This is a genomic window from Clostridium sp. YIM B02506 (assembly GCF_022324845.1).
Lineage (GTDB): Bacteria > Bacillota > Clostridia > Clostridiales > Clostridiaceae > Clostridium_T > Clostridium_T intestinale.
On the sequence record NZ_JAKGTG010000020.1, the window covers coordinates 1 to 12,614 of the forward strand.

Consider the following 12,614-nt stretch of genomic DNA (forward strand, 5'->3'; position numbering starts at 1 on the left):
ACTTCATTTTTCTTATCTATTGTCAAGTGTTTTTTTTATTATTTTTTATATTTCCCTAAGTTGACGACATTGGGCGCACCTTCTGATACTGGTACTATAGAGGTCTCACCCATAAATTATGTATATGAGGAAAACGGCGATGTTTATCATGTGAGTTCAGTTAAACCTATTAAAATCCACAGAGTTAAGTGCTCTATAGATTGGAAAAGACGATTTGATATTATGCAGCAGCATCTAGGACAACATATTCTTTCTGCTTCTTTTTCTAAGCTTTTTAATGCTTCTACTATTGGTTTTCATTTAGGAGAATCTATCTGCACTATTGATATTGATAAGTTTTTTACTAAAGATCAAATTGATGAAGCTGAAAATTTATCTAATAGCCTGATATTAGATAATATAACTGTAGAATTTCTCTATCCTACTAAATCAGAGCTTAAAAAAATGCCTATAAAGAAAATTTCACCTAAGATAAACGAACAGATACGTGTAGTTAAAATTGGAGACATTGATTTTAATCCTTGCTGTGGATTACATCCTAAATCCACTATAGAAGTACAATTGATTAAAATCCTCAAATGGGAAAAATATAAGAATCCCACTAGAATGCACTTTTTATGTGGAGAGAGAGCAATAAAAGAAAGTCTTCAAAAATACATATTTTCTACTGAAATATGCTCTTTGCTAAAATGTAGTGAAGCCGAAGCCATAGATCAAATTCAAAAACAAAGAGACGAGTTAAACAAAATACTAGCAGAAAATAGACTTCTTAAAGATAAGATATCTAATTACGAAATTAAAGATATTTTAGAAGAAAGTGAAAAAATATCTGGTATCACTGTGGTTAAGAAAACTTATTCCAGCGAAAGTTTGAAATATATTAACACCTTAGCTACCAAATTAACTGCTTTTAATGATGTAATTACTCTTTTTGCTGTGAAAGATCAAGAGAAGGCTAATCTTATATTCTCTTGCTCTAAAAATATTAACTTTATAAGTATGAATTTGCTTCTTAAAGATGCTATCAGCCTTATCGATGGAAAAGGTGGGGGAAGTACTTTTTCCGCTCAAGGTGGGGGTAAGAATACAAACAATCTCGATTCTACCTTAGATTATGCTTTCATGAAAATTAAAAATACTCTTAATGAAAATAAGTAGGATTTCTCCTACTTATTTTTTATAAATCATCTATTAATGCTCCAGCTTTTGCATAAGCTGTTGATTTCGCTTCAAAGAAATCTGTTTTAACTTGATTAGCATCTGCATAAAAATCAACCCATTGAGCTGGATTATCTTCATATCCCTCATATAGCGGTTCAAAGCCTAATGACCATGCTCTTAAGTTTCCTAGATACTTTATATAGTCTTCTATCATTTGCTTGTTTATACCTGCTATATTATCTCCTATAACATAGTGCCCCCAAGCTATTTCATTTTCAACACCTGTTTTAATCATTCCTCTAAGCTCTTCCACTATTTCAGGAGTGAACATTTGAGGTTGCTCTTGTTGAAGCTCTTTTATTATGCTTCTAAATAGCCATAAATGTGTATTTTCATCTCTATTTATATATCTTATCTCTTGAGCCGAACCTGGCATCTTACCATTTCTCTCTAGATTATAGAAGAACATAAATCCTGAATAGAAGTAGACACCCTCTAATATATAGTTAGCCATTATTGCTCTTATAAAGTTTCTTTCAGTAGGAGATTCTACAAAATCGTTATATAAATCTCCTATGAATTTATTTCTTTCTAAAAGAATCTTATCATCTTTCCATTGGTATAATATTTCATTCCTTTTCTCTGGAGAGCATATGGAATCTAACATATATGAATAACTTTGAGAATGGACAGCTTCTTGGAATGCTTGAATAGTTAAGCATAAATTTACTTCTGAAGCTGTTATAAAGTTGTTTATATTACCTAAATTAGCTGTTTGTATTGAATCTAAGAATATTAAGAAAGATAATATCTTATCATAAGCCACTCTTTCTTTCTCAGTAAGAGCTTTATAGTCCTTTAAATCTTGAGATAAATTTATCTCTTCTGGTATCCAGAAGTTATTCATAGCCTGCCTATACCAGTCTGAGGCCCAATTATATTTCATATTATTAAAATCATTTAAATTTGTAGTATTTCCATTTATCATTTGTTTTTTAGATGTGTCTATATCACCATTTTCATTAAATAATGGCTTTTTATTAATTAAATTACTCATTTTACCCTCCTAAGCTGAACAACTTTCACAATCTTCAACTGTTAATGATTTTGATCTTACATAGTAGATACTTTTTACTCCATACTTACATGCATCTATATATAAATTCATTATTTGTCTCATAGTGTAGTTTGTAGTTATATATAAATTAAACGATTGTCCTTGATCTATATGTCTTTGTCTTACACCATTCATTTTTACACTCCAAGCCTGATCTATGTTATAAGCAGATATATAGTACCAATAGTTATCCATAGAAAGGTTAGGCGCTGTCTTAGGTGTTATACTTCCTTTTTTCTCTTCTAACCAGAATCTAGCCATAACTGGATCAACACCCTCTGAGGTTCCAGCTATAGTAGCTGTAGATCCGTTTGGTGCTACTGCAATTAAATACCCATTTCTCATACCTTGGAGTTTTACTTCCTCTTTTAGCTCTTCCCATCTTGGTGAGTTATACTCTCTCAGTTCAAAATAATTTCCATTATCCCAATCTGAACCTTTAAAATACTCGTAGTATCCTTTTTCTTTAGCTATATTCATACTTGCTTTTATAGAGAAATAATTGATATTTTCATAAACTTTATCTGCAAAAGTTTCATGTTCATCTGATGTCCATCCTATTTTATTGTTAGCTAACATGTGGTGGTAACCAGATGTTCCAAGTCCTATAGCTCTATATCTTTTATTAGTTACTTCTGCAAAAGGCACGGAATAATAGTTTAAATCTATAACATTATCCATAGCTCTTATCTGAGTTTCTACTACATACTCAAGTTCCTCTTCATTTAGTACTTCTATATTACCTAATACTAGAGATGATAGATTACATACAACAAAATCTCCTGATTTTGTTTTCTCTATTACTATTTTATCACCATTCTCATCTACTATTTCTTCTTTATATATTTCCATTGGGCTCATATTTTGCATTATTTCCGTACATAAATTAGATGAATAAATCATTCCCTTATGTTTATTAGGGTTCATTTTATTTACAGTATCTCTATAAAAAGCAAACGGTGTTCCTGTCTCTGCTGCTGACTTTATTATGAGTCTTACTATATCTTTAACAATCATCGCTCTTTTTTCTATTCTTTCATCTTCTACACACTCATAATACCTCTTTTCCCACTCTTCACCATAGAAATCTTCAAGAGAGTATCCCTTAATACTTCTAATTTCATGAGGACACATCATATACCAATTTGCATCTATATTAGTTTCTGCAAGTTTCCAAAATAAATCTGGATAACAAATTCCAGGGAATACGTCATGAGCTTTTTTTCGATCATCTCCATTGTTTGTTCTTATTTGAAGAAATTCTGGCATATCTTTATGCCACGCATCTAACCAAATAGCTACACTACCATTTCTTACACCTAGTTGGTCAACAGCCACAGCTGTATCGTTAAACAGCTTTACCCATGGAATAACTCCTCCTGAAGCTCCTTTAAAGCCTCTTATAGGTGATCCTAATGCTCTTATCTTCCCTATATATATACCCATTCCACCGCCAAACTTTGAAACTTTAGCAAAGTTATCTATTGACTTATAAATTCCATTCAATGAATCATCTACTGTGTCTATAAAACATGAGCTTAATTGATAGAAAGGCTTTCTAGCATTAGACATTGTAGGTGTTGCCATAGTAGCTTTTAATGAACTTAAAACATCGTATATTCTTTTAGCCCAATATAATCTATTTTCCTTTTTTTCTGGTATAGCTAAATGCATTGCTATTCCCATAAACATCTGTTGTGGTAACTCTAGAGTTTTTCTATTGAAGTCTTGAATTAGATATCTTTTATCTAAAAGGTTTATTCCACTATAAGTAAATAGAAAATCTCTCTCAGGTTTTATCTCTTTTTCTAATTCTTGTACTTCATCCTTTGTATAGTTATCTAATATGTATTTTCCATAAAGACCTTTATCCGTTAATGTTTCGATAAAACCATATAAATCTTCATAAGGGTTTTCTTCTTCTAATCCTCTGTTTTCCTTTACTTTATTATATAATAAATGTATATATAATCTAGCAGCACCCACTTGCCACTGTGGCTCTTCCCCTGAAGTTAATTCAAGCAGTATCTGCATTACACTTTTTGTTAATTCAGTCTCCTTCATATCTGGAGTTATTATTCTATTTAAAGAGTTTTTTAATTTCTCCTCATTATATACTTCTTTTTCACTTCCTATTGCTTCTAATGCCATTTCACATAAAGCTTTCAAATCCATAATGCTCTTCCCCTCTTCACTATATATTGTGGTCATTCATTGCATACTTTTTATTTATGCACAATATATCGACTTGTTAATTATAATGGTAATTTGTAGATTTGTAAATTTCAATAATCCTAGTTTGTATTTAAAATTCTATAGTTATCTCTTATTTTCTTATTATTTCCTTGTAATTGATATTTTTTATCTTTTAAAACAAAAACTTAGATAATATAATTTATCGACAAAAAAAGCAGGGAAATATCTAATCCCTGCTTTAAGTTTATTTTTTTAACATAACATAAGTTTTAAACATATCTCCTTCAACTTCTAATTTTAAGTCACCATCATGCATCTCCACTATACTCCTAGCTATGGCTAGCCCTAATCCAGAACCTTCAACATTAGAGTTTCTGGATCTATCTCCTCTTACAAACCTCTCCATCATATCTTCTGGCTTAAAGTTCATCTCATAAGAGGAGATATTTTTAGTACTTATTGTTACCCAATTACCATCATCAAAAATATCTATATAAATTCTTGTGTTTGCTAAAGAATATTTTATTGCATTTACAATTAGGTTATCAAAAACTCTGACCATTTTATCCGGATCAATCTGTATAAAAACGCTTTCGCTATAAGATATTACTCTAGTAGTTAATCCTTTTTCTTTAAGCTTATCTTCCTGTTCACCTATTACCATATGAACTAATTGAACTATATCTACTTCATATTTATCTAAATTAATCTTTCCTGAATTAAATTTAGACATTTCAAATAAATCTTCTATCAATCCCTGTAATCTTTGAGACTTAGTTCCAAGTATCTTTAAATATTGTTTTCTTTCCTCATATGTTATGTCATCTCTATCTAGTATATTTACGTAATTTATTATCGAAGTAAGCGGGGTTTTTAAATCATGAGAAACATTAGATATAAGTTCTGTTTTTAATTGTTCATTCTTTATTCTTTCTTCGGCAATTATTTTATACTCTTCCTGAATATATTTAATTCCCTCTACTATTTCATTCATCTCTCTTTTATCTGTATATGTTAATTTTATATTCATGTTCCCATTTTTAAACTCTCTAACTATATCAAGCAATTCATACACAAATATATAATTTCTAAGAATGCAGAATATAAAATACCCTATGTAGAAAAGAATTGATGAGAAATTAATAATATCCACAAGTTTATTAGTCATAATTAAGCTGTCTATATATCTATTAGTAAATAAGTTTATAACACTATCTATAAAAGTGAAAAACTTAGTTGCATCTAATACCCCAATTGCTATATTAAATATAATAAGAGAAATTGTGAATTTAACTATTCCTTTGTTTATATTTCTTAACAATCTTTTTGGAGTTTCCTTCAAATAATACATAGTTTCTCCAAATTTACTTTTATAAATCCCTTCAATTATAAACCTATTCCCCTTGCGTTTTATCAACTCTTCATACTTTATGATTATTAATATTACTAAAGACAGGTTTAAAATATAGGTTATAAATAACATCCGGCTTTTTATTATGAAGTTTTCATAGTAATCTGCTTTAATAAAATAATATTCAGTTATATTCTCTATGTTTTTTTTAACCTCAGGAGTTAACATATTTTGATCCATGCTATTAACTTCATTGAAGTTCTTTTTATTATCTACGCTATACCATATTACGCCTTGAGACTGATGCAAATTTTCAAAAAGTGTATTGATATCTGCTCCTCCATCAATTTGCTCAGCTAACCAACTCCTATTTGTTATATAATAGTACTTTCCATTCTCATCTTTTTTATCTTTTATTATGTATAAGTATCCTATAAAAAATCCATCTCCTATAATATTGCTATTACTAAGATTTCTATTATCTTTTATAAATTTTTCTCCCATATTCATAATATTTGATTGAGTTTGAATATTATGAATTAAAACCTTACTTTCTTTTTTCAGTCTATTCTTTCTATAGTTATCTGGACTAATAATTGCATCCATAGCAAAAATACCTTTAGATGCCTGTTCTACAAATATTCCCAAAGCATTAAAAGTTAATATTACTATACATATACATATAACAAAATCTATTATATAGACGTTATCTTTCCACCTTATATATCTATTTTTGAATTTTGTACCCAATACCCCACACCACCTTTAGATACTCAGGCTCTTTTGGATTTATCTCAATCTTTTCTCTTATTCTTCTCACGTGCACGGTAACTGTATTTTCACTATTATAAAAAGGCTCATCCCAAACTCTTTCGTATATCTCCTGTATAGAAAAAATTCTACCTGGGTTAGAAGCTAATAATAACAGAATTTTATACTCCGTAGCAGTAACTTTTATTTCTTTACCTCTTACCGTAATACTTTTTGTCTCTTTATTAATAACAAGATCCCTTATAACTAAAATCTCACCTTCTATTTCTTTTTCTCTTTGTTTAGCTATAATCGGGTTATCATATCTTCTTAATTGAGACTTAACTCTAGCTACTAGCTCTAAATGATTAAATGGTTTAGTTACATAATCATCTGCTCCCAAGTTAAGACCAAGTACCTTATCAGAATCTTCGCCTTTAGCAGACAGCATTATTATAGGTACATTACTTTTCTCTCTTATTTTTAAACATGTTCTCATTCCATCTAACTTAGGCATCATTATGTCAAGGATAACTAAATGAGGTTTTTCTACATTAAATACTTCTAATGCTTCTATCCCATCTTCTGCTTTTAATATGATATGATTCTCTCCTCTTAAATATATCTCAACTGCATCTCTAATTTCTTTTTCGTCATCAACTACTAATATTTTATATTTTTCCATTACTCTCATCCCCCTATCTTATATATTAATAAAAATTTCATAAATATTTTGCAAGTTTTTATTAAAAATTTCTTAAAATATGCAAGTAAAGTTTTATAGATAATCTGCGCATAATTTAATTATATCAAATTATTTGGATATAACGGTATTTTTCATCATAAATCTTATTTGTTTATTTTATGTTTTATTACTATAATAAATCTGAATATTTCACTTACAGGAGAATCTTATGGACTTTTTAAATGATAGAAAAACTCTTTTCTTAGACATCATACTTATTTTTATAGGCTGCATTATAGCATCCATAGGCATTAATATGTTTTTAGCCCAAGCTAAGCTTCTAAGTGGGGGAGCTACAGGTCTAGCTTTAATCCTTCAATACCTAACAGGCTTTAAAGCTGGTTACTCAGTATTTCTAATTAACTTTCCACTTTTTATCGTTAGCTATATTAAATTAAGTCGTCAATTTACATTTTACTCAGCAATAGGAATGCTTTCATTATCTATCGCTTTATTGTTAACTGAAAAACTCCCTATATACGTTAATGTTGATGATATTTTAGTTTATTGTATATATGGCGGTGTGTTATGTGGACTTGGATATAGTATTGTATTTGCTAGAAATGGATCAACAGGCGGTATGGATATAATTACTATGCTTGTTAGAAAAAACTTTAATAATTTTGATATAGGTAAACTTGGTTTTTCTCTAAATATGATAATAGTTGTTATTGGAGCTATATTCTTTGGCCTCCCAAGAGCATTATATACTGTTATATCAATTTACATACAAAGTTTAATATTAGACAAGGTCCTTAAAGGCTTTGGTTCTAAAAAGCTTTTAATGATTTTAACTGAAAAGGAAGAGGATATAATTAAATTTATTATTAAGGATGTTCATAGAGGTGTAACTTCCCTTCCAGCTGAAGGTGAATATACTCATAGTAAGAAAAAAATGATTTACTGTATAGTTACACTTTCACAATTAATCTACCTTAAGAATAGTATAATGCTTATGGACCCTAAAGCATTTATAACTATAATAGATGTCTCTGAAGTTAGGGGAAAAGGATTTAATAATATATAGTTTAATGAGGATGTCACTATAATTATAGTAACATCCTCATTTTATATTTTACTTAATGGTTTCTAAATATTCTTTTTGTCCTATTTGGTATAAATTATTTCCATGCGAATCTATCACTACTACTAAAGGCATATCCTCTACCCAAAGTTTTCTAATAGCTTCTGCACCTAAATCTTCATAGGCTATCAACTCTGACTTCTTGATACACTTAGCCATTAATGCAGCTGCACCACCAATAGCTCCAAAATATATACATCTATTTTTAATCATTGAATCTATTACTTCTTTTCCTCTTAATCCTTTGCCAATCATTCCCTTTAGTCCTAGATCTAAAAGCTTCGGTGTATAAGAATCCATTCTATAACTGGTAGTAGGCCCTGCTGATCCAATCACTTCTCCAGGTTTAGGAGGAGTTGGACCAACGTAATATATTATTGCATCTTGTAGTTCTAAAGGAAGCTTTTCATTTTTATCAACAAGTTCAACTAATCTTTTATGTGCGGCATCTCTTGCAGTAAATATTTCTCCTGATAGTAACACAATATCTCCTGCATTTAATTCTTTAACTTTATCTATTGTTAATGGTGTTTCTATTTTCTTATTCATCTCAGTTATCCTCCTATAGAATTATCTCTGCGTGCCTAGTAGCATGACAACTTATATTAACTGCCACTGGAAGTCCTGCTATATGAGTAGGATAAGTCTCTATATTCACTCCCAAAGCAGTTGTTTTACCCCCAAATCCTTGAGGACCTATTCCTAGCTTATTTATTTTACTAATTAATTCATCCTCTAAATCACTATAATAGGTATCCTTATTTCTCTCTTCAATGCTTCTTAAAAGAGCTTTTTTAGACAATTCTGCTGCTTTTTCAAAAGTCCCTCCTATTCCTACACCTACAATTATAGGAGGACATGGATTGGGACCTGCAATTTTAACTGTTTCTAACACAAATTCCTTTACTCCTTCAACACCATCTGATGGTTTTAACATTTTTATTCTACTCATATTTTCTGATCCAAACCCCTTAGGTGCTATTGTTATCTTTAATTCTTCTCCCTCTACTACATCTATATGTATAACAGCTGGAGTATTATCCCCAGTATTTATTCTTGTTAATGGATCTTTCACTACAGATTTTCTTAAATATCCTTCACTATAGCCTTGTCGGACTCCTTCATTGATTGCCTCCTTCAAACCCCCACCAACTATATGAATGTCTTGACCTAATTCAACAAATATTACTGCCATTCCTGTATCCTGACACATTGGCATGTTTTCTTTACTTGCTATATCCGAGTTAATTATAATTTTATCCAACATTTGTTTAGCTATTGGAAACGTTTCTTCTTCCCTGCTTTTTTTTAGTTTTTTTGATATGTCTTTACTTAAATAATAATTAGATTCTATACATATTTTTTTTACTCCATTAATTATCTCATTTGTATTTATTTCTTTCATATTTTCCTCCCCAAATAAATTCTATCTAAATTTAATTTATATTATGGAATATTACTTAATAATGTTAATTATAATTTAAAGAAAGATATTTCGAAAGGATTAAGTATGAAAAAAAATGATAGTGATAAACTTTTTGCCTTTATTGTTTATATATTAATAGGTTTCCTCATAATTTTTGTAAGCTATAATTCATATATAAATCTATTAAAAAGGGATGTAAAAGATCAAACTACTCAACCACCTAATTCTATAAATGTTTCTCCTATAACAGGTGAAGTTATTCAAGATGTTAATACATCGTATAATTTATTAAAAGTTTGCTATAATAGTTCAAATATAACAGAGCTATATGGAATTAATAAAGCAGATATTGTTATAGAAACATATAACGCTGTATCTAATACTTTAAGTTATGACGGTATATTCTACAATAAACATATACCTATTCAAGAATCTATTGAAAATATTTCTACTATATCTTTAGATACTTTACCTTATATTGATTTTATTGATCCTCCTGATTTAGATTCACATGAATTCAATGAAAATATTGATACAATTTTTATACCCTTTAGTGATTCTATAAGTACAAGTTTTATTTTTCAAAAAGGTCAATATTATCATTTTTCGAAGAATGTAAAAGACGTTCATAAAACTTCTAACGCACCGTTAGCTTTTACCAACATACTTATAGAATTTACTTCCTCATCTAATGACAGTATTAATCAAGGATTACTTTTTTCTGGTGGAAAACTACAACGTCTTAATATTGAAGGAAATAATATAAAAATGATAAATAATTCTAAAGAAATTAATCTCTCTCTATTAAGAGGTAATACTATATGGATAAAATGTTCTGATAAGATAAAAATAATTACTGCTAATGCTAATATTGAAAGCTAAAAAAAGACCTAGTTCTACATAGGTCTTTTAAATTTCCCAGGAAATTATTATTTATTCTTTGTAATATGATTTTATTCCCTTAACTAGTGCACTAACTATTTTATCTTGATATTTTTCATCTTTTAATAACTCTGATTCTGTCGGATTTGATAAAAAACCACATTCAACTATTACACTTGCTCCCTCAAATCCATCTCTTAAGATTCTATAATCATCTTTAGAATCTTTAGCTACTCTATTATTATTTTGTTCTAGTATTTCTTTTAGTGAAGCTTGTAGTAATTCTGCTAATCTTTTACTCTTTTCATTTGAAGCGTACCAAACTTGTGCTCCATTTATTGCACTCTGTACATACATATTTTGATGTATGCTTATAAAAATATCACAATTAGTTTCTTTTTTCATTTCACATCTATTTTTTAAATCTTGAATTTTTTTTTGTTTTACTTTTAAGTTCTCATCATATAATCCTTTATCTTCTTCCCTAGTACTAAACACTTTAAATCCTTCATCCTCTAGAGCCTTTTTTAATTTAAGGCTTATAGCTAAATTAATCTCTTTTTCTAAAGTACCATCTTTTGCATGGCCTCCACCATCTATACCTCCATGACCAGGATCTATAAGTATTCTTCTTTCCTTAATCTCCTCTGCTTTAGCTATTGAGGGATTTAATATTAAACTTGCTACTAGCAAAAAAGATGCAACATATCTTTTAAACATTTTATAATCCTCCATCTTTAATAATCTACTATGTAGCTTTCTCATTTTTATATAATATATACTATTTTTATATATTATATAAAATCTTCAATTATATTTTTGTATAAAAGTATTTTCCAATTAAGTTTTTTGCCCAAATAAAAAAAAGAGAGGTAAAACCTCTCTTGTAAAAAGGCAGATACTATCTCTTTGAGAATTGAGGAGCTCTTCTTGCCTTCTTTAAACCATATTTCTTTCTTTCCTTCATTCTTGGGTCTCTAGTTAGGAATCCAGCTTTCTTTAACTCTGGCTTTAAAGCTTCATCAGCTTTTAATAAAGCTCTAGTTATTCCATGTCTGATTGCTCCTGCTTGACCTGTTAAACCACCACCATGAACATTAACTAATACATCAAATTTTTCTTTAGTTGATGTTAAAACTAATGGTTGGTTAACTACAACTCTTAGAGTTTCTAATCCGAAGTAGTTTTCTATTTCTCTCTTATTTACTATAACTTTACCTTCACCTGGTACAAGTCTTACTCTTGCAACTGATTTCTTTCTTCTTCCAGTTCCCATGTATTGAACTTTTGCCATTTTTCTTCCTCCTCCCGAGTCTGTATTAGTACTTTAATTCTAGTACTTCTGGTTGTTGAGCAGCGTGATTATGTTCTTCTCCTCTATAAACCTTAAGTTTCTTTAACATTTGTCTTCCTAATACTCCCTTTGGAAGCATTCTTCTTACAGCTTCTTCAAAAGCAAACTCAGGTTTTTTTTCTAAAACTTCTCTATATGGAGTTTCTTTTAATCCACCTGGATATAAACTATGTTTTCTTAAGAATTTTTGGTCTAATTTCTTACCAGTTAAAACAACTTTCTCAGCATTTATAACTATTACGAAATCTCCACAATCAACATTTGGTGTAAATGTTGGTTTATTTTTTCCTCTTAATATTGAAGCTATTTGGCTAGCAACTCTACCAAGTGGTTTACCAGCAGCATCAACTACATACCATTTTCTTTCAACTTCTTGTGGTTTAGCGATGTATGATTTCATCATTTTCCCTCCCTGAACTACTATTTTAAACATTTATGTCCTAACTTTATGTTTAGATTCCAATACTATGAATCTTATACACAAACTATCATAACAACAAGTAACATTATAATACACGCTTACGGGCGTGTCAATAAATTTAACACTT

The 12,614-nt window shown here is 29.4% G+C and carries 12 protein-coding genes; 3 read left to right on the plus strand and 9 right to left on the minus strand.

Annotated elements, in window-relative coordinates:
• On the plus strand, positions 1-1,158 hold a 1,158-nt coding region (locus L1S49_RS14705), incomplete at its 5' end, for a DHHA1 domain-containing protein (protein WP_238905848.1).
• 19 nt (positions 1,159-1,177) lie between these two features.
• Here L1S49_RS14705 and L1S49_RS14710 read toward each other — a convergent pair.
• From L1S49_RS14710 to L1S49_RS14725, 4 genes are all read right to left on the minus strand, one after another.
• Positions 1,178-2,218, minus strand: coding sequence for a ribonucleotide-diphosphate reductase subunit beta (locus L1S49_RS14710; RefSeq protein WP_021800198.1), 1,041 nt, complete (start codon positions 2,216-2,218; stop codon positions 1,178-1,180).
• 9 nt (positions 2,219-2,227) lie between these two features.
• Positions 2,228-4,453 carry a ribonucleoside-diphosphate reductase subunit alpha gene (locus tag L1S49_RS14715; protein ID WP_238905850.1) on the minus strand — a complete coding sequence of 742 codons (2,226 nt, stop codon included), beginning with the start codon at positions 4,451-4,453 and terminating at the stop codon, positions 2,228-2,230.
• 265 nt (positions 4,454-4,718) lie between these two features.
• Positions 4,719-6,575 carry a HAMP domain-containing sensor histidine kinase gene (locus tag L1S49_RS14720; RefSeq protein WP_238905852.1) on the minus strand — a complete coding sequence of 619 codons (1,857 nt, stop codon included), beginning with the start codon at positions 6,573-6,575 and terminating at the stop codon, positions 4,719-4,721.
• Complete coding sequence (locus L1S49_RS14725) at positions 6,553-7,260, minus strand: response regulator transcription factor (RefSeq protein ID WP_021800195.1); 708 nt, start codon at positions 7,258-7,260, stop codon at positions 6,553-6,555. The genes L1S49_RS14720 and L1S49_RS14725 overlap by 23 nt, the downstream gene beginning before the upstream one ends.
• A 229-nt stretch (positions 7,261-7,489) precedes the next feature.
• Here L1S49_RS14725 and L1S49_RS14730 point away from each other — a divergent pair, with 229 nt between their 5' ends.
• A complete protein-coding gene (locus L1S49_RS14730) occupies positions 7,490-8,347 on the plus strand; it encodes a YitT family protein (RefSeq protein ID WP_073021367.1) in 858 nt (285 codons plus the stop codon).
• Positions 8,348-8,395: 48 nt separating this feature from the next.
• Here L1S49_RS14730 and L1S49_RS14735 read toward each other — a convergent pair whose 3' ends face one another.
• A complete protein-coding gene (locus L1S49_RS14735; RefSeq protein WP_238905854.1) occupies positions 8,396-8,953 on the minus strand; it encodes a Fe-S-containing hydro-lyase in 558 nt (185 codons plus the stop codon).
• Positions 8,954-8,966: 13 nt separating this feature from the next.
• Entirely contained in the window at positions 8,967-9,809 is an 843-nt protein-coding gene (locus L1S49_RS14740; protein ID WP_238905856.1) for a fumarate hydratase, read from the minus strand.
• A 105-nt stretch (positions 9,810-9,914) separates the two neighbouring features.
• Between L1S49_RS14740 and L1S49_RS14745 the strand changes: the two genes are divergently transcribed.
• Positions 9,915-10,712 carry a hypothetical protein gene (locus L1S49_RS14745; protein WP_238905858.1) on the plus strand — a complete coding sequence of 266 codons (798 nt, stop codon included), beginning with the start codon at positions 9,915-9,917 and terminating at the stop codon, positions 10,710-10,712.
• 51 nt (positions 10,713-10,763) lie between these two features.
• On the opposite strand, the gene cwlD is transcribed toward L1S49_RS14745, so the two are convergent.
• The 3 genes from cwlD to rplM all read right to left on the minus strand — a co-directional run bounded on the left by cwlD (position 10,764) and on the right by rplM (position 12,466).
• The gene (cwlD, locus tag L1S49_RS14750) at positions 10,764-11,432 is read right to left on the minus strand and encodes an N-acetylmuramoyl-L-alanine amidase CwlD (RefSeq protein WP_238905860.1); all 669 of its coding nucleotides are present in this window, start codon (positions 11,430-11,432) and stop codon (positions 10,764-10,766) included.
• A gap of 181 nt (positions 11,433-11,613) precedes the next feature.
• Entirely contained in the window at positions 11,614-12,006 is a 393-nt protein-coding gene (gene rpsI, locus L1S49_RS14755; RefSeq protein ID WP_073021355.1) for a 30S ribosomal protein S9, read from the minus strand.
• Positions 12,007-12,031: 25 nt separating this feature from the next.
• The gene (gene rplM / locus L1S49_RS14760) at positions 12,032-12,466 is read right to left on the minus strand and encodes a 50S ribosomal protein L13 (protein WP_021800188.1); all 435 of its coding nucleotides are present in this window, start codon (positions 12,464-12,466) and stop codon (positions 12,032-12,034) included.
• Positions 12,467-12,614: the final 148 nt, after the last annotated feature.

Excerpts from the sequence above, each read along its gene's own strand:
- L1S49_RS14715 (WP_238905850.1), bottom strand. The coding sequence starts at position 4,453 with ATGGATTTGAAAGCTTTATGTGAAATGGCATTAGAAGCAATAGGAAGT.
- rpsI (WP_073021355.1), bottom strand. The coding sequence starts at position 12,006 with ATGGCAAAAGTTCAATACATGGGAACTGGAAGAAGAAAGAAATCAGTT.
- L1S49_RS14735 (WP_238905854.1), bottom strand. The coding sequence starts at position 8,953 with ATGAATAAGAAAATAGAAACACCATTAACAATAGATAAAGTTAAAGAA.
- cwlD (WP_238905860.1), bottom strand. The coding sequence starts at position 11,432 with ATGTTTAAAAGATATGTTGCATCTTTTTTGCTAGTAGCAAGTTTAATA.
- L1S49_RS14740 (WP_238905856.1), bottom strand. The coding sequence starts at position 9,809 with ATGAAAGAAATAAATACAAATGAGATAATTAATGGAGTAAAAAAAATA.
- L1S49_RS14745 (WP_238905858.1), top strand. The coding sequence starts at position 9,915 with ATGAAAAAAAATGATAGTGATAAACTTTTTGCCTTTATTGTTTATATA.
- L1S49_RS14730 (WP_073021367.1), top strand. The coding sequence starts at position 7,490 with ATGGACTTTTTAAATGATAGAAAAACTCTTTTCTTAGACATCATACTT.
- rplM (WP_021800188.1), bottom strand. The coding sequence starts at position 12,466 with ATGAAATCATACATCGCTAAACCACAAGAAGTTGAAAGAAAATGGTAT.
- L1S49_RS14725 (WP_021800195.1), bottom strand. The coding sequence starts at position 7,260 with ATGGAAAAATATAAAATATTAGTAGTTGATGACGAAAAAGAAATTAGA.
- L1S49_RS14710 (WP_021800198.1), bottom strand. The coding sequence starts at position 2,218 with ATGAGTAATTTAATTAATAAAAAGCCATTATTTAATGAAAATGGTGAT.